The organism is Desulfotignum balticum DSM 7044, from assembly GCF_000421285.1.
GTDB classification, from domain to species: Bacteria; Desulfobacterota; Desulfobacteria; order Desulfobacterales; family Desulfobacteraceae; genus Desulfotignum; species Desulfotignum balticum.
Genome location: NZ_ATWO01000001.1, coordinates 3436846 through 3454731, shown reverse-complemented (window position 1 = coordinate 3454731; position 17886 = coordinate 3436846). Strand labels below are relative to the sequence as shown.

Annotated in this window: 16 protein-coding genes and 1 tRNA gene; 11 read left to right on the top strand and 6 right to left on the bottom strand. The window is 50.7% G+C overall.

Translation table 11 applies throughout. The features are described from left to right. Positions 1-16: 16 nt before the first annotated feature. The 4 genes from K365_RS0117435 to aprB all read right to left on the bottom strand — a co-directional run bounded on the left by K365_RS0117435 (position 17) and on the right by aprB (position 6382). Complete coding sequence (locus K365_RS0117435; RefSeq protein ID WP_024335618.1) at positions 17-2353, bottom strand: FAD-dependent oxidoreductase; 2337 nt, start codon at positions 2351-2353, stop codon at positions 17-19. A gap of 8 nt (positions 2354-2361) precedes the next feature. After that, positions 2362-3636: a CoB--CoM heterodisulfide reductase iron-sulfur subunit A family protein gene (locus K365_RS0117430; protein WP_024335617.1), complete on the bottom strand. Its 1275-nt coding sequence runs from the start codon at positions 3634-3636 to the stop codon at positions 2362-2364. Between the two features lie 292 nt (positions 3637-3928). Beyond that, positions 3929-5890, bottom strand: a complete 1962-nt coding sequence (aprA, locus tag K365_RS0117420; protein WP_006967046.1) for an adenylyl-sulfate reductase subunit alpha — start codon at positions 5888-5890, stop codon at positions 3929-3931. 54 nt (positions 5891-5944) lie between these two features. Next, positions 5945-6382 carry an adenylyl-sulfate reductase subunit beta gene (gene aprB, locus K365_RS0117415; protein ID WP_006967047.1) on the bottom strand — a complete coding sequence of 146 codons (438 nt, stop codon included), beginning with the start codon at positions 6380-6382 and terminating at the stop codon, positions 5945-5947. Between the two features lie 412 nt (positions 6383-6794). Here aprB and K365_RS0117410 point away from each other — a divergent pair, with 412 nt between their 5' ends. Beyond that, complete coding sequence (locus K365_RS0117410; protein ID WP_024335615.1) at positions 6795-7535, top strand: YkgJ family cysteine cluster protein; 741 nt, start codon at positions 6795-6797, stop codon at positions 7533-7535. A 20-nt stretch (positions 7536-7555) separates the two neighbouring features. Then, entirely contained in the window at positions 7556-8374 is an 819-nt protein-coding gene (locus K365_RS0117405; protein WP_006967049.1) for an SDR family NAD(P)-dependent oxidoreductase, read from the top strand. 71 nt (positions 8375-8445) lie between these two features. Here the strand turns inward: K365_RS0117405 and K365_RS0117400 are convergent, their stop codons facing one another. Both K365_RS0117400 and K365_RS0117395 read right to left on the bottom strand, forming a co-directional pair. Beyond that, entirely contained in the window at positions 8446-9006 is a 561-nt protein-coding gene (locus K365_RS0117400) for a YkgJ family cysteine cluster protein (protein ID WP_024335614.1), read from the bottom strand. 14 nt (positions 9007-9020) lie between these two features. Continuing rightward, positions 9021-10118 carry a deoxyguanosinetriphosphate triphosphohydrolase gene (locus K365_RS0117395; RefSeq protein WP_006967051.1) on the bottom strand — a complete coding sequence of 366 codons (1098 nt, stop codon included), beginning with the start codon at positions 10116-10118 and terminating at the stop codon, positions 9021-9023. Positions 10119-10213: 95 nt separating this feature from the next. On the opposite strand from K365_RS0117395, the gene K365_RS0117390 reads away from it, so the two are divergent. The 9 genes from K365_RS0117390 to nusA all read left to right on the top strand — a co-directional run bounded on the left by K365_RS0117390 (position 10214) and on the right by nusA (position 17838). Further along, the gene (locus K365_RS0117390) at positions 10214-10780 is read left to right on the top strand and encodes a nucleoside deaminase (RefSeq protein ID WP_024335612.1); all 567 of its coding nucleotides are present in this window, start codon (positions 10214-10216) and stop codon (positions 10778-10780) included. Between the two features lie 115 nt (positions 10781-10895). Further along, positions 10896-11417, top strand: a complete 522-nt coding sequence (gene infC / locus K365_RS0117385; protein ID WP_051069385.1) for a translation initiation factor IF-3 — start codon at positions 10896-10898, stop codon at positions 11415-11417. A 153-nt stretch (positions 11418-11570) separates the two neighbouring features. Further along, complete coding sequence (gene rpmI / locus K365_RS0117380; protein WP_006967054.1) at positions 11571-11768, top strand: 50S ribosomal protein L35; 198 nt, start codon at positions 11571-11573, stop codon at positions 11766-11768. 90 nt (positions 11769-11858) lie between these two features. Further along, positions 11859-12212, top strand: a complete 354-nt coding sequence (gene rplT, locus K365_RS0117375; protein ID WP_006967055.1) for a 50S ribosomal protein L20 — start codon at positions 11859-11861, stop codon at positions 12210-12212. A 23-nt stretch (positions 12213-12235) separates the two neighbouring features. Next, positions 12236-13243: a phenylalanine--tRNA ligase subunit alpha gene (gene pheS / locus K365_RS0117370; protein ID WP_006967056.1), complete on the top strand. Its 1008-nt coding sequence runs from the start codon at positions 12236-12238 to the stop codon at positions 13241-13243. A 2-nt stretch (positions 13244-13245) separates the two neighbouring features. Further along, entirely contained in the window at positions 13246-15681 is a 2436-nt protein-coding gene (gene pheT, locus K365_RS0117365; protein WP_024335611.1) for a phenylalanine--tRNA ligase subunit beta, read from the top strand. 51 nt (positions 15682-15732) lie between these two features. Then, a tRNA-Gly gene (locus tag K365_RS0117360) sits at positions 15733-15808 on the top strand. A gap of 167 nt (positions 15809-15975) precedes the next feature. Then, entirely contained in the window at positions 15976-16446 is a 471-nt protein-coding gene (gene rimP, locus K365_RS0117355) for a ribosome maturation factor RimP (RefSeq protein WP_006967058.1), read from the top strand. 18 nt (positions 16447-16464) lie between these two features. Further along, positions 16465-17838 (top strand): transcription termination factor NusA, encoded by a 1374-nt coding sequence (gene nusA / locus K365_RS0117350; protein WP_024335610.1) that lies wholly within the window; start codon positions 16465-16467, stop codon positions 17836-17838. The last annotated feature ends 48 nt before the right edge of the window (positions 17839-17886 follow it).

The following is a 17886-nucleotide window of genomic DNA, read 5'->3' as shown; positions in this document are numbered from 1 at the left end:
TTTGAAAGTTGTGACATTAGAAACCCTTGAACGGGTTGGGACCCAGGGCATCCACTTCTTCAACAAAATCATTGATGATCTTGGGCAGTTTGTCGTATTCGTCAATGGCCACTTCTACAAACGCCACGCGTTCCTCTTCCAGAGCCAGGCTGGACAGGGCATCTCCGATTTTTTTCACCCGGACCTCCGCCAGTTCGGAGCCTTTGACAAAATGGCACTGGTAATCATCGCCGTGCTTGCAGCCGATGAGAATCACGCCGTCCATTCCCTGGGCCAGGGCATCTTTGATCCAGATGGTGTTGACGGACCCTAAGCACCGAACCGGTATGAAACGAACATCCGGTGAATAGTCGATCCGGTTCAACCCCACCATATCCAGGGCCGGGAAGGCATCGTTTTCACAGATCAGTGCCAGGAAACGGAAAGGCGGTTCATCAAAGTCATCTTCGGAAGGCACTTTGACGGCTTTGATCTGAGAACCGATGGAGTCAATGGTGTAGTCGGCAAACGAAATAATTCGTTCCGGGCAGGCCCCCATGCAGGTGCCACACCGGCGGCACCGGGTCGGATTGGCTTTCGGGGTTCCCTTGGCATCATCATCCAGCGCACCAAACGGGCATTCCACGGTACAGCGTTTGCACTGGGTACATCTCTGGAAGAAAAATTCCGGAAACGTCATATCCCCGGATCTGGGATGGACCGACATACCCCGGTTGGCACTTTCAACACACTGGATGGCTTTAAGAGCGGCACCGGCGGCATCTTCAATGGATTCTTCAATGGTCATGGCCCGGCGAATGGCACCGGCTGCATAAATTCCGGTTCTCTGGGTTTCATAGGGAAAACAGATATAGTTGGAGTCGGCATACTGGCCGAAAATATCATTGTCACGGAACCCCGGTCCCTGGCGGTAGGCCAGGTTCACTACGGGATCATCCTTGGTGACCGGGACCATGCCGCCGGCAATGACGACCATGTCCGCTTTCAACGCCAGATTTTCGCCTAAAAGGGTGTTTACCGCAGTCACCTCCAGGCCATTTTCCTGGGTTTTGACTTCAGTGACCGACCCTTTGGTCATGAATACGCCGTCTTCCTGCTGCATGCTCTTGTAAAAATATTCCTGCAGCCCGGGGGTCCGCATGTGCTGGTAAATCACAAAGGCTTTGCCGTCTGTATAATCTTCCGTGACATACCGGGCCTGTTTTAAAGCAACCTGTGAGGTGACGGACCCGCAATAGTCAAAATCGGCATCATCCTCATCCTTGCCGGGGGACTGGATGAACACCACATTTTTGGCCGGCTTGCCGTCGGAGGGTCTTGCAATTTTGCCTTTGGCGGCAATCTGCTCAAATTCATGGTTGCTCACCACATCCGGAAGGTCGAATCCCAGATGATCAATACCCATTTTCGACAGGTCGGCAGGCCGCCATCCGGCCGCCAGAATGACTGCGCCGTAGAGCTCACCATCCGGGTCCAGATTGAGAATATCCTTCCGGCCTTCATTGTATTCCAGAAATTTGGCATGGGCCGCTTCAGGATCCAGTTCTTTCCCGGTTTCATCCACCAGCATCTCTTCAGGCAGGGGGAATGGGACATCAAAGGGGATTCTTTCTCCGGGTTTTTTAAAGGTCACGGTGAACTCGCCGGGTTGACCGGCAATCCGTGCCACTTCACAACCGGTTCTGACATCGATATTGGGATATCCCTGAATTTCCTGAATCAGTTTGTCCGCCACGGGGGCCTGCAGGGTTTCAAAAGGGGCCGATACCGGCATCTGACTCCGTAATTTGGCGGCGTACCCGCCCAGGGCCTCGGTTTTCTCGACAATGGTCACATCATACCCGGTCTTGGCCGCATCCAATGCCGCTGCCATGCCGGTGACACCCCCACCTAAAACCAGAATTTTCTTGGAAAAAGATTCCGGTAGATAAGGGATCGGCAGTTTTACTTTTTCCAGACGGATCATTCCCATCCGGATGTAATCTTCCGCTTTCATCTGAATCCGGTCAAAATGTTCTTCATCCTCTTTCTGTTCTTCGGTCAAAGCCGGGTAGGTTTCCCTGGAGTGCGGCCATACCACGCCTTCTCTGAGGTTGACCCGTTCCACGATGCAGTTGTCGAACCGGAACACATCAAAGTTGACCCGGCGGGAACAGGCACCGATCACCATGGCATTCACCTTGCCGTCATCCACATCTTTCTGGATGAGGGCCACGCCTTCCTTGGAACACAGGAAAGGATGCGTGGTACAGTTCAATCCTTCTTCCTCAGGGATCTCCACCAGATCTTCCATATCCAGGGTGTCTCCGATTCCGCAACCTGTGCAGATATATACGCCGTATTTTTTATCCATGGTTTGTATTACCTCCTTACAAGGGTCTGAATGGCTTTAAGTGCCATGCCGGTAGCATTCTGGTTGGATGTGACAACATCGGCCGGCTTGTTGGCGCATCCTGCCGCAAACATACCGCCTTTTGAAAAGTCGTTGACGATAAATCCATCCGCATCAAAAGTCAGGTCCGCGGCAGGTTTGTCAACGGCGGCCGTGGGCTGCATGCCGGTGGCCAGTACCAGAAGATCCACGGTCTGCCGGATTTTATCGCCGGAAATGGTATCTTCTGCCACCAGGTTGATATTGCCGGTGCCGTCTTCTTCACTGACTTCAGCCACTTTTCCCTTCACAAAAAAGATGTTTTTGTCTTCCTTGAGTTTGGCATAGAATCGTTCGTATTTCAGACCCGGAGTCCGCAGATCGATATAGTAGATGTAGATTTTGGCATCCGGATACTGTTCCCGCAGATACGTCGCGTGTTTCAGAGATGCCATGCAGCAGATATAAGAGCAGTAGGGCAGATGGTTCTCGTCCCTGGATCCGGCACACTGGGCAAACGCAATGGTTTCAGGCGCTTTGTCGTCCGACGGCCGGACAATTTTTCCCTGGGTGGGGCCGGTCAGTGACGCCAGTCTTTCCAGCATCATGTTGGTGACCACATTCTGGTACCGGCCGAATCCTAAGTTGTCGATCCGGGTGGCGTCATATGGTTTCCATCCGGTGTTCCAGACAATGGCACCCACTTTCAGATCAATGGTTTTTTCTTCCATGTCAAAGTCGACGGCGTCATATTTACAGGCTTGTTTCACCTTGTCACGGTCATCCGTGCTCATGGACGGATCCATGACATAGCGCATGGGAAAGGCCATGTTGTGGGGCAGGTAGGCAGCTTTCCGGCGGTCCATGCCAAAATTGAATTCATTGGAAATTTCAGTTTCACAGACTTTGGCGCATTCCCCGCAGGCCGTGCAGTTCTCGTTCACATACCGGGGCGCGGTTTTAACCGTTACGGTATAATCCCCGGGACTGCCGTCCACATTCTGGACTTCGGTCATGGTGAGTACTTTGATGTGCTTGTTGTCTTTGATCCGCCGGTAGTTGATTTCAAGTCCGCATGTGGGCGGGCAGAGTTTCGGAAAATAGTGTTTGAGCTGAGACACTCTTCCACCAAGGGATGCTTCCTTTTCCACAAGGAAGACCTCATAGCCCACTTCAGCGGCTTCCAGGGCGGTTGTCAGGCCGCTGATCCCCCCACCAACCACCATAATACTTCCACTGACCGGAGCTGAATTATCTGTTGTCATGCTGTCCCTCCGTGCATTTTAAGTTATATTTTTAATCTGTTGAATTATATGGCCAATGCCAGGTTGTCATAATCCCAATCAGGATTCGGTGTTCTGTCATCCTCTCTCCTGTTTTGGCAGTCTGCAAACCCGAAGAATGGTTTGATACGGGTTTGCAGACAATCAAAAAAGGAGACAGGAACAGGAATTTCAAACAGATCCCGGAATTTGAAAAAACCCCCAGGCACCGGACTGCCGGCACCTGGAGGTTATGGTCATGCCAATCACATATGTGTCAGATCAGATGTCACCACTAGTCGGCAATGATCTTGACATACGGAACCTTCTTAAGGCTCCACTCATTGGTCTCTTTGTTGTAAGTCGAGTTGGTGAAGCAGAACCACTCGTCATCATTCTGACCCATGAAGTCGCCTCTGTAGTAGAAGCCCGGGTACCGGGATTCTTCACGGAACTGAATATGACGGGTATGGGCCTGAACCGTATAGAGACGGTGGGTGATTTCCCAGGCTCTCATCAGTTCATGCAGGTCACCGGCGCCAATCTTTTCAAGGTCTTCACGGAACATTTCAAACAGGTCCATGAGAACTTCCAGGTTTTTGCCGGAAGTCATGTAATAGGTGCCGATACCACCGCCGTACTCATTGGTCATCTTCATGAGACGCAGGGCCATACCGGCCGGTTTGCAGTAGTTGGGGTTGATGTCCTGGGCTGTGGTATACGCACAGTGATCCAGGTAATTTCTCACCGGTTTATAAACGTAATCCACCAGCTCCTGATCGGTTTCCTTGAATCCCGTGACCTTGTCGCCTTCGGCTTTCAGGTACTGAACCATGGATTTGGCAACGATCCGGCCTTCGGCATGGGAACCGGAAGAGAATTTATGACCGGAGCAGCCCACGCCGTCACCGGCGGTGAACAGTCCGCGTACGGTGGTCATTCTGTTGTAGCCCCATTTGTAATCCGCCGGTACCCAGTCTTCTTCCGGACCGGAGCACCAGATACCGCAGCAGCCGGAGTGAGATCCCAGCAGGTACGGTTCGGTGGGCATAACTTCTGAGTCTTTTTTCTCAGGTTCGGTGTTGGTGGCGCACCACAGACCGGCCTGACCCACAGACATGTCAAGGAAATCTTCCCATGCTTCTGATTCCAGGTGCTTGAGCTCTTTTTTGCTCATGGTCTCACCCAGTTTTGCCAGGGCATCAGATGTTTTCATGATGATAGGCCCGCGGCCTTCTTTATACTCTTTCATCATGAGATGGTTTCTCAGACAGGTGGGGGTTACTGCTGCCGTGCCGTAAGGGGCATATTTTTCCAGCTCAGCCTTGGCTTCGTCAGAGGCCGCATAGTTTTCACCCAGTCCGTTGACTGTCTGGGCCTTGAACAGCAGGAACCAGGCGCCCACAGGGCCGTAACCATCTTTAAAACGGGCCGGGGTGAAACGGTTTTCCATCATGGACAGTTCGGCACCGGCGCGCAGGGCCATGGTGTAGGTGGAGCCGGCATTCCATACCGGATACCAGGCACGGCCTTTTCCTTCTCCAACAGAGCGGGGCTGGTAAACGTTCACCGCACCACCGCAGGCGCAGACAATGGTTTTGGCATTGATGATGTAGACTTTGTTTTCCCGCACAGAGAAGCCCACAGCACCGGCAACGCGGTTGGGATCTTCTTTGTCGTTGAGCAGTTCGACAATGAAACACCGTTCAATGATGTTGTCTTCACCCAGCGCTTTTTTACCGGCTTCCGCAACGATTCTCTTGTAGGATTCACCATTGATCATGATCTGCCATTTACCGGTACGAACCGGGGTGGCACCGGATTTAAGGCTCCCGAGCTTCAGGCCTTTTTTACCGTCCATGTTCTTGCCGTCATCGGTTTTCTTCCAGACCGGCAGACCCCATTCTTCAAACAGGTGAACCGAGTCATCCACGTGACGGCCCAGGTCATAGATCAGGTCTTCACGGACGATTCCCATCAGGTCGTTTCTGACCATGCGGACATAGTCTTCAATTTTGTTTTCACCGATATAGGTGTTGATGGCGGAAAGCCCCTGGGCAACAGCGCCGGATCTTTCCAGAGCGGCTTTGTCGCACAGCAGGATTTTGGTGCCTTCGTCGGCCCATTTCTTGATCTCAAAAGCAGTACCACAGGCAGCCATACCCCCGCCGATGATCAGAATGTCAACATCTCTTTTGTCAACTTCCGGGTCTCTAACTGCTTTAAGTTCTCCAACTGGTTTGTTCGGTAATGCCATTATATACCTCCAAAATAATAAGTATCAGAATTTGTTTTTGGGAAACGGTTTAAACTATGCCAGTTCCGTGGGGGTCGGGAAGTTACGCCCGTCCGCTTCTTCTGTGGACAGAAGGCCGGAATTCAGATCTTTTCCTTTGAGATCATCATAGGAATTGGCTTCTCCTTCAGGGGTGGTCCTGATGGGGAACTTGAACCGTTTTACCACACCATTTCTGAACTTGCAGGTCCACATGACATCTTCGGTTCCCAGCATGGGAACAACAGATGCGCCCATGGGGACAAAGTCATTGTAGCCCCTGACTTCAATGGCCTGGGACGGACAGATTTTTACACAGGAATAACATTCCCAGCACTGATCCGGTTCCTGATTGTACGCTTTCATTTCATTGGGATCCAGAACCATCAGATCATTCGGGCAGATGTACATACATGCTGTTTTATCCCCGCCTTTACAGCCGTCACATTTTTCTGTGATTACAAAAGTCGGCATTTAGAATACCTCCATACGTTAAGTTAATCAAAAAAGCACAATACCGTTGTGCAACTATGTTTTATATCAAATTCAGAACCAGGGACACCCCCTGTTCTGATATTTTTCAAACGTCTGCAACCACTTTTATCTTCTGAAACATGTCAAATAATTGCAGGCATCAAATAAATGCTATGGCAATAGCACTGGCATATAGTTTTTGTCAAGATTTTTTAAAAAAAGATGCATGAGATTTTTCAATTACTTAAGGTTTCATCAGACACGTCCATATGTTAGGATTAACTAAATGCCGCTACGTTATATATAGACAGGTCCGACCGGATAAATCTGATGGTAAAAAATATTGATTTTTGATAGGTTGTCCGGGGTTGTACCACCATGCTTTAACACGCTGTAATTTTAAGGAGACACCATGACCCGGGATATGACACCGGTTGGTTTAGATGATCCAATGAGTTTTGCCTGTGGACCGGACAATGTATGCTTTAACGACTGTTGCAGGGATCTGGATCAGGTGTTGACGCCTTATGATGTGCTGCGGCTTAAAAATCATCTGCACCTGTCATCCCAGACGTTTTTACAAACATATACGGTCCGGCATTTTGGACCGGCCTCGGGCCTGCCTGTGGTGACATTGAAATTCAGTCCGGCCACCGGATATGCCTGCCCGTTTGTGACAGAGACCGGCTGTTTGGTTTATCCGGACCGGCCGGCATCCTGCCGGCTGTATCCCCTGGCCCGGGCCATATCCCGGTCCCGTGAGTCTGGTGAAATCCGTGAATATTATGCCCTCATCCAAGAAGCGCATTGCAAAGGATTCAGCGTTAAGGGCACCCAGACTGTGGGTCAGTGGCTGGCGGGTCAGGATGTGGCGCAGCATAACATGAATAATGATAAGCTCATGGAACTGATCCGTCTGAAAAACAGCATTATGCCCGGTCCGCTTTCTGATGATCAGTCAAATCTGTTTTATCTGTCTTTATATAATCTGGATGAATTCCGCCGGCAGATTTTCAGTATGAATTTGCTGGAAGGGCTGGCTGTGCCCGGGCTGATCATGGGTAAAATTCGCACCTGTGATGACGCGTTGCTGGATTTAGGGTTGAAATGGGTGCGGTATCAATTGTTTGGTATTGTCATGGATCAATTTTAACAGAACAGCAGGATAAAATAATGGATGAGACCCATAAAATCGCATTGGTACTGGGAGCGGTCAAAGGGATTGGAAAAGGGATCGGTCTGGCTCTGGCGGAACGGGGAGTCAAATTAATTTTGACCCGGCATGACTGGGAGGATGCATTTGACCGGATGGAGGCGGATTTTGCCGATACCGGTGCAGAACATCACATACTGACAGCGGATTTGCGCCAGATTGATCAGGTGTCTCGAATTGCAGATTTTATCCGGAAGCGGTTTGGCAGACTGGATATTCTTGTCAACAATATTGAACGGGGGGGGTGGCCCGCAGTTCACGGGCCGTATGTGGAAGAACAATGGGATCTGGAAATCGAAACCACCCTGAAAGCCAAGCGCTGGGTGTTTGATGCCATGTTTCCTTTGCTCAAGGCATCTGAAGATGCCGTGGTGGTCAATCTGTCTTCCGTGGCAGCCATCACCGGCCGGTCCGGCCCGGCGGCCCTGGTGTTCAATGACGGGTATGCGGCAGCCAACAAAGGGATTCAAAGCCTCACTGAAACCTGGGCCCGCATGGGTGCCCCCAATGTCCGGGTGAACGAACTGATGCTGGGGTTATTCGAGACCCGTCATGCCCAGGGGACAAGGGGATGGGAACAGGTGCTCACTGTGGCGGAAAAACAGGCCCTGGTGGATCATACCCTTGCCGGGCGGACCGGCACCATCGAGGATGTGGTCAAGGCCTGTCTGTTCATGATTCAGGACGCCCCTTATCTGACCGGCAGCGTCCTCCGCCTGGACGGCGGTTTTGTGCTGGGCGGGGAAAATGTCCCGCCCATGCCCCGGGGAGTGCTGTAATTTTGATCTGTATGCCTGAAACACCTTTTCCCGGTAATGTATCAAGAAAAATTTAGGGGCGGGTGTTGGTTTCAGTTCCCGGGATCGAGCAACATCTGGGCAATGGTTTCCCGGATACGGCCGGTCCGATTTTGTTGCTTTTTGAACTGTTGTTCCAGGGCCGCCATTTGGGTATAAAACGGCGTTCTGTCAAAAGGAATATAGTCTCGGGTGGCAAACTGCCCGGCATCGCATCCCGGCCCCCGGATCACCCGACGTCCGGGCGGGTGCAGTTCATGGGGCAATCCATGGAGCCGGCAGATCATGGGTCTGTATATATACAGGGTGCAGCGGCCTTTGTGGTTGAGCGGGCACATCAATTTCAGGGGCTGGCCGGCCTTGTCATGGGCAAAAGTCTGTCTGACATAGTCGGCGGCTTTGTCTTGAATCTCTTTTCTAAGCGTTGACGTCATCTGCAAAAATCCCTGAATCAGATACGCTTTTTCAATAAAGGTATGATGGAAAAACAAAGAGGTGCAGCAATTGTCACTGCACCCGTCGCAATGAAAATTATATCGGTCCGCCACCCGGTCATAGGATCGGTCCATGTTTTCGTACAGCTGTATCAGAGAAGAAAAATTATGTGGGATCATTATGGACTCAAAGACTATACCAGAGGATTGGGTAAAAACAGTTTGGAATAGATCTCTAAGGCATATCGGTCGGTCATGCTGGCAATCACATCGCAGACCGATCGTTTCAAGCTGTTGTTTTCAGCATCCCAGGGAGCCATTTCCATTTTTTCAAGTTCCAGCTGCAAGTGATCGGGATGGACAACAAAGTACCGATACAGTCCTTCAATAATTTTTTTGGCTTTGACAAATTCATTGTGCACCCCGGGAGACCGGTAAACCTTTTCATAGAGAAATTTTCTTAAAATGGTCATGGCGTTGAAAATGTCCTGTCCAAGCTCCAGAATGAATCTGCCGTTTTCCGGGCCACTGTGACTCACCAGATTCTCGATCATGGTACTGGCCCGGACGGAATGGGTTTTCCCCAGTTTTTTCAGACAGATGTCAGGCACTTCATCCATGGTGACCACCTTGCCTCGAAGGGCATCGTCCAGATCGTGATTCAGATAGGCCATGATATCGGCTATCCGGACAATCCGTCCTTCCACGGTGACCGCCGTCTCACCGGCCACGGCGGGAATGATGTTGCCGAATCCTTTGGAGTGTTTGAGAATCCCGTCCCTGACCTCCCGGGTCAGGTTCAGTCCCCGGCCTTTGTTTTCGAGGGTGTCCACGACCCTGAGGCTTTGGTTGGAATGGGTGAAATGCGGGGAATGGACTTCAGTGAGTGCAATTTCTCCGGCATGTCCGAACGGGGTATGACCCAAGTCGTGGCCCAGTGCCACGGCTTCTGCCAGGTCTTCATTCATGCGCATGGCCCGGGCGATATTTCTGGCAATTTCCGACACTTCAAGGGTGTGGGTCAGCCGGGTCCGGTAATGATCTCCCAACGGTGAAAGAAAGACTTGCGTTTTATACTTGAGCCGTCGGAAAGAATTGGAATAAACGATCCGGTCCCGATCCAGTTGAAACGGGGTCCGTATATTACAGACGGATGTTTCTGAAAGCCGTCGGGTGACGTGCCGGCTCAAAGTGCCATAGGGGGACAGAAAATCCTGCTCCCGCTTTTGAAAACTTTCTCTGATGCTCAGGTTCGGTGGGGCTTCAGCTAATTTTTTTGATAACGCTTCCATAAATCCTTATTGCAGTTTTTTCAAGATAGTATAAAATACTACATTTTAAAAAAAAAGCAAGAAATGCGGGAAAAAGGGAACCAGAAGAAATAATAATGGATTCAACGCACAGCCATAAAAATGCCGACAGCGATGACGTCTTTATGTTGTCTGCCCTGGCCCAGGCAGCGGCAGCCCTTGAGCAGGGGGAGTTTCCCGTTGGGTGTGTGATCGTTCAGGAAAATCGGATCATCAGCCGGGGAGCCCGGAATGGAACCATCCCGGAGCCGGGTCGACGCGCCATCATCAGCGAGGTGGATCATGCGGAAATCCGTGCGCTGAGACAGTTGGAATCATGCCCTTATCCGGTGATGCCGGAAAAATGTACGTTGTATTGCACGCTGGAACCGTGTCTGATGTGCTTTGGAGCGATTATACTGACCGGGATACCCCGAATCGTTTATGCGTTTGAAGACCCGATGGGCGGGGGGACGGTATGTGACCTGGCATCATTGCCCCTGCTTTATAAAAATTGCCGGGTACAGGTAAAAACAGGGGTCTGCCGCAGAAAAAGTCTTGATCTTTTTTATAATTTTTTCAATAAAAAAGGGAATCAATACTGGAAAAACAGCCTGCTTGAGCAATATGTGCGGGATCAGAAACAGCACGGGTCGGGCAAATAAATATTGCATTTTGTCAACTTGATCTTTATAATGGCAAGGTTATGCTTGTTTGATATCAAAAAATATACATACATGCACGATAATAATGGATTGGATTTTTATCAGGAGGTGAAAAATATCTAAGCAAGGACGACAGGATCAATCGAATGTGAACAAGGGAATCAGAGCTGAAGAGGTGCGTGTGATCGGCGCCGACGGGGAACAGATAGGTATTCTGCCCCTGGCGGAAGCTTTAAGGATTGCTGAAGATCAGGCCCTGGATCTGGTGGAGGTGTCTCCGGATGCAAAACCACCGGTCTGCAAGATCATGGATCATGGAAAATTCAAATACGAGCAGACCAAAAAGAAACAGGAAGCCAAAAAAAAGCAGAAAACCACACAGATCAAGGAAATAAAGGTCCGACCGAAAACCGACGACCATGATCTGGCGACCAAAGCCCGGCACATTGAAAAGTTTATCAGCAACAATGATAAGGTCAAGATTACACTGGTATTCCGGGGGCGTGAGGTGGTGCTCAAAGAACAGGCCAATGCCGTGTTGGAAAAAGTGGTGAATCTGACCTCGGAATTTGCTGTGGTTGAACAGTTTCCTCGATTTGAGGGCCGGGTGATTACCATGCTGCTTGCCCCGAAATAGGCCGGATACCTGTTCAATCAGACATTCTGTAAAAGATCATCAATCCATAGTGAAATGGATGAGGGTGTGTACTGCGTTTTGGCGTATGCATCTTTGTCTCTTTTTTTTGTAATTTGTAACAGCCAAGCCTTTTTTAGGACAAGGAGATGTAAAATGCCCAAAATTAAAACCACCCGAGCAGCAGCCAAACGGTTCAAAAAGACTGGATCCGGGAAGTACAAGTTCAGAAAATCCCATGCCAGCCATATTTTGACCAAAAAGACCACCAAACGGAAACGATCGCTTCGTTTAGATCAGATGGTTGCCGGATCTGACATGAAAGAAGTCCGGCGGATGCTGCCCAATGGGTGAGAATAATAAAAATCGTCGGTGCCCTGTGAATATGGCGGCACGTGGCGCAAGCCGTACTGAATTTTTGAATTTTTAAGGAGTTTTGATACCATGAGAGTGAAAAGAGGGTTTAAAGCACGGCGCCGCAGAAATAAGGTGCTGAAACTGGCCAAAGGGTTCCGGGGCGGCAGAAGCAAATTGTTCAGAACTGCGGCGGATTCGGTTGATAAGGCATTGATGTATGCATACCGGGACCGGCGGGCAAAAAAGCGGGATTTCAGGAAACTGTGGGTCGTTCGAATCAATGCGGGTGCCAGAATGAATGACCTGTCCTATTCCCAGTTCATTCATGGCCTGAAGCTGGCAGGGTGTGAACTGGATCGGAAAGTACTGGCCGACCTGGCTGTTTCAGATCCGGCCGGATTTTCCCAGCTGGCTTCCCAGGCATCTGCCCGGCTGAACTGAACAGGCCCATCAAGGGGGATGTTTTGCAAAATCAGATCCACAACATAGAAAATCAGGCACTTGAAGAGGTTCAGTCCGCAGACACTTTAGAAGATCTGGAAATGGTTTCTGTCCGGTACCTGGGGCGAAAGGGGATTTTAACCGCTTTTTTGCGGGGGATCTCTTCTCTTCCCGAAGATCAGCGCCCGGATGCCGGGAAAAATGCCAATCTGCTTAAAATGAAACTGGAAAAATCGATCCACCAGGCCCGATCCCGGATTCAGACAGCCAAAACAGGTAAAAGTTCAGGCATTGATGTGACCCTGCCGGGTCGAAGGCGAGGGTATGGAGCCCTTCATCCCATCACCCGGGTGCTGGATGAGATATCCGATATCTTCATGCGTCTGGGATTCGACATCGCAGAAGGCCCTGAAGTGGAAACCGATTATTATAATTTCGAAGCATTGAATATCCCAAAGTATCATCCGGCCAGAGACATGCAGGACACCTTTTATGTGTCGGACAATATCGTGTTGCGGACCCATACTTCTCCGTCTCAGCCCCGGACCATGGAAAAAACACAGCCCCCGGTTCGGATCATATCCGCCGGTAAAGTGTTTCGTTGTGACTCTGATCTGACCCACACCCCCATGTTTCACCAGATCGAAGGCCTGATGGTGGATGAGCAGATATCGTTTGGTGATTTAAAAGGGGTGTTGACCACGTTTGTCCATCAGTTTTTCGACCGTCAGACCGCGTTGCGGTTCCGACCCAGTTATTTTCCGTTTACCGAGCCCAGTGCGGAAGTGGATATCCAGTGTGTGATTTGCAAGGGAAAAGGATGCCGGGTGTGTTCGAAAACCGGTTGGCTGGAAGTTCTGGGATCCGGTATGGTTCATCCGGCCGTGTTTGAAAATGTGGGATATGATACCCAAAAATATACCGGGTTTGCGTTCGGTGTGGGTATCGAGCGGATGGCCATGCTCAAATACGGCATTGATGATATCCGAAAATATTTCGAGAATGATATGCGTTTTTTAGGGCAGTTTTAATTATGAAAGTCACGCTGAGCTGGATAAAAGAATATATCGCTTTGGATCTTGAACCCGAAGAGATCGCTTCGAAACTGACCATGGCCGGCCTTGAAGTGGATGCGATTGAAAATCTGTATGCGTATCTTCAGGATATTGTGGTTGCCAAAGTACTGGAGGTCAAAAAACATCCGGACGCGGATAAATTGAGCTGCTGTGTGGTGGATACCGGAAACAGTACCCCGGCCCATATTGTCTGCGGTGCGCCCAATGTTAGGCCGGGTATGTATTCGGCCTGTGCGTTGCCGGGGGTCATCCTCCCCGGAGATGTGAAAATTAAAAAAAGCAAGCTTCGGGGCCAGGTGTCGGAAGGGATGCTCTGTTCGGGCGCCGAACTTCGTTTAGATACGGACGCCGCAGGCATCATGGATCTGTCCGGAGAGTATGTTCCGGGAACACCGTTGAATCAGGCATTGGATTTTGCCGATACCGTTTTTGAAATCGATTTGACGCCCAACCGTCCCGACTGCCTGAGCGTGATGGGGGTGGCCAGAGAAGCGGGGGCTTTTGTCCAGCCGAACCAGAAGCTTGTCAAGCCGGATGTGACCCCGGCACCGCAGCGCTTAACCGGTACATCCATTCATGATCATGCCCGGGTGGATATCAAGGATCCGGACCTGTGTCCCCGATATTGTGCCGGTCTTTTGTTTGATGTGACCGTGGGACCGTCTCCTTTCTGGCTGCGGCGCCGGCTGGAATCCGTGGGACTGACGCCCATCAACAATGTGGTGGATGTGACCAATTTCGTGATGCTGGAAACCGGGCAGCCCCTGCACGCCTTTGACTACGACAATCTGGCCGACGGGCGTATCGTGGTTCAAAAAGCCGGAGATGAAAAGGAATTTACCACCCTGGACAGCAAAACACACCGTCTGGATCCAGATATGCTCATGATCTGTGACGGCAAGCGACCGGTGGCCCTGGCCGGAGTCATGGGCGGCGAGAACTCGGAAATCGCTCCAACCACCACCCGGGTTTTGATCGAAAGCGCTTGCTTCAACCCGGTTTCCATCCGAAGGACCGCCAAACGGACCGGGATTGCCACGGATGCGTCCCATCGGTTTGAACGGGGCGTGGATCCCGACGGCACGGTGTATGCGTTGCAGCGGGCCATGGCCCTGATGGCAGATCTGGGGGATGCGGCCATGGCAAAGGACATGATTGATGCCTGTCCGGAACCGGTGGTGCCGGTCTGTATTGAACTGGACCCGGTTGCCATGAACATTCGTCTGGGAACCGATCTGTCCGTCCAGGAGATTTCCCGGATTCTGGAATCAGTGGCATTCAAGGTGCAGCCGGCCGGAAAAGGCTGTCTGATGGTTTCTGTTCCCACCTTTCGTGTGGATGTCACCCGGCCGGAAGACCTGTCTGAAGAAGTGGCACGGTTATGGGGATATAACCGGATCGACACCACATATCCGCCGGTGCCGGCCAAGGGCCGTCCCGTAAATCCGGTGATCCTGACACGCCGGACTGTCCGCAATATACTCAACGGCCTGTCGTTTTCTGAAGCCATTAATTACAATTTTATTGCCAAAGATTTCTGTGACCGGCTGCGGTTGTCGGAAAACGATACCCGCCGAAATGTGGTGCAGATTCTGAACCCGCTTTCCGATCAGATGTCCGTGCTCAGGACGTCTCTTTTACCGGGCCTGCTGGAAAATATGCGGAAAAATACATCCCAGCAGACAGATACCCTGCGGCTGTTTGAAATCGGCAAAACCTTTTTCAATACAGATGCCAATGCATTGCCCGACGAAGTGGAAATGCTGGCCGGACTGATCACGGGTAACCGGACCCGGCAAACCTGGTACGCCAAAAAACAGCCCGTGGATTTTTTTGACCTCAAAGGGGCCATTGAAGATCTTCTGGAAGGACTGGGGATTAAAGAGGTGATTTTCACACGGATCGATGAAGCTGCCTGTCCCTATTTTGAACCCGGTTACGGTGCAAAGATCCACAAACAGGGGGATATCGGTGTTCTGGGAAAACTGAGCCACCCGGTGTTGAGAAGTTTCGGACTTAAACAGGATGCCTATGTGTTTGAACTGGATCTGTCGGCGGTGATGGCCCATATGCCGGACCAAATACAGGCCAAACCTCTGCCGCGATATCCTTCCATCTCCCAGGATGTGACACTGATCGTGGAGCGGCAGATTCCTGTGGGGGATGTTATGGGCCAAATGAAAACCATTGCAGAAAAAGAATTTCTGGTGGAAGACATGTATTTGTTCGACCTGTTTGAAGGCAGCCCTCTGGCCGAAGGAAAAAAGTCCTTGTCCTTTCGAATCGTGTATCGCTCTGAAAATAAAACCTTGATGGAGAAGCATATACGCAAGCTTCATGCTGCCATTTCCAGCCGTCTGGTAAAAGCGTTTCATGCGGACCTGCCGGAATAACACACGGGGTATTGACAAAAGAAACGGGTATTGTTATACATTGCCGGTGATGCGGGTATAACTCAGGTGGTAGAGTGCAAGCTTCCCAAGCTTGATGTCGCGAGTTCGAGTCTCGTTGCCCGCTCCACCTTGCAGTAAAGGTGTTGGCCGGCAGAAAAGTTCCAGTGATGGAAATGAAACGGGTATGATCCAAGCCGAGTCGGGAAGGGCGAAGATTTAGTTGAATATTGAACAGGAACGGGCATCTGCCCGTTTTTGTATTTTAAACAAAGGGGTTCGGGTGCAGATTAGAGAATGGATTTGAGTCATAAAAGTAAACAGCATGTGAACCTGATTACACAGGTGGCGGAAGACTTGTGTCAAGGGGAAGGGTTTGAACTGGTTCATGTGGAGACGGTTACCTGGAATCGTCAGACCATCATTCGGATCTATGCGGATAAGCCCGGTGGTATCACTCTGGGAGATTGTGCGGCTATCAGCCGCCAACTGGGGGATCTGCTGGATGTGCATCTCCCGGACATGGGCGGTTACCGTCTGGAAGTATCATCGCCCGGACCCCACCGGCCATTGAAGAAAAAACAGGATTTTCACCGGTTCAAGGGCAGTCAGATTAAAATAGAAACCAGGGCATCCATCCAGGGGAAAAAAAGATTTACCGGCACACTTGAACAGATACAAGAAGATGCAGTCGTGATCGAGGTGGATGGTGAACGGGTAGAAATCCCGGATCTGCAGATTTACAAGGCAAACCTTGCAGGCCGGTAAAATGGAGAACGCTTAACCATGCTTATCACAGATATTAAAAGAGTGATCGATCAGGTCAGCCGTGAAAAAGGCATTGACCCCGAGGTATTGATAAATACCCTCAAAGAAGCCATTGTTTCCGCAGCCAGAAAAAAACTGGGTCCACGTGCGGACATCGAGGTGCACTATGATGGCAAAACCGGTGAGGTCGAAGTGTTCCATTTTAAGGAAGTGGTGGAAGAAGTGGAATTTCCGGACAATGAACTGACTCTGGAACAAGGGTATGAGTTTGATCCCGAGTGCGAGATCGGAGACAGTTTAGGGATCCGGATTGACACGGAAGAGTTCGGCCGCATCGCGGCCCAGTCCGCCAAACAGGTGATTATTCAGAAAATGCGGGAAGCTGAACGCAATGCCGTGTATGAAAATTTTATTCATAAAAAAGGTAAAATCATCAACGGGATCGTCCAGCGGTTTGACCGGGGCAGCATCATTGTCAATCTGGGGCAGGCGGAAGCGGTGCTGCGGCCCAGAGAGCAGATGCCCAGGGAAAATTACAAACGGGGAGACCGGATCCGTGCGTATGTGCTGGATGTTCTGGAAGAGTCCAAAGGGGCTCAGATCCTTTTGTCCCGGACTCATCCGGAGTTTTTGATGGAACTGTTTAAAACCGAAGTCCCGGAAGTGGCCGAGGGTATTGTGACACTTCAGGGAGCGGCCCGGGTACCGGGTGTCCGGGCGAAAATTGCCGTGTCATCCACGGATTCCGATGTGGATCCCGTGGGGGCCTGTGTGGGAATGAAAGGAAACCGGGTCCAGAATATTGTTCAGGAGCTTCGGGGAGAAAAAATCGATATTGTTCAATGGAGTCCGGATGTGGCCCGTTTTGTCTGCAATGCCCTGTCTCCTGCTGAAATCTCCCGTGTGATTATCGATGAGGACAACCGGTCCATGGAAGTGATTGTCAATGATGAATATCTGTCGATTGCCATCGGCAAGGGAGGCCAGAATGTGTCTTTGGCCTGTGAAATTACCGGGTGGCATCTGGAAGTGACGTCTGAAGAAGAATACAGCCGGGAAGTCAAACTCGGGTATGACAGTCTCATGAAACTGGAAAATGTCGGTCTGCCCATGGCGGAAATTTTATTCAAGTCCGGATACGCCTCTTTGATGGATATCGTGGAAACGTCACCGGAAGAACTGGCGTCCGTGATGGGAGTTTCCGAGGAGGAAGCCGACGCGACCATTGCACAGGCAAAAAAGCGATTGATGGAAGAACAGGCGGCTGCGGAAATTTCCCCACATCTTTCTGAAAAAGAGGAACAACCCGAAGCAGAGGAACAACCCGAAGCCGATGATACGGCAGATGAAACCGACTCCGATGTCATGGATGAGAACGAGGCTAAACCGTAAATCGCATACACAAACCAGCAAAAACGCAGGCTAGGGCAAAGAACATTA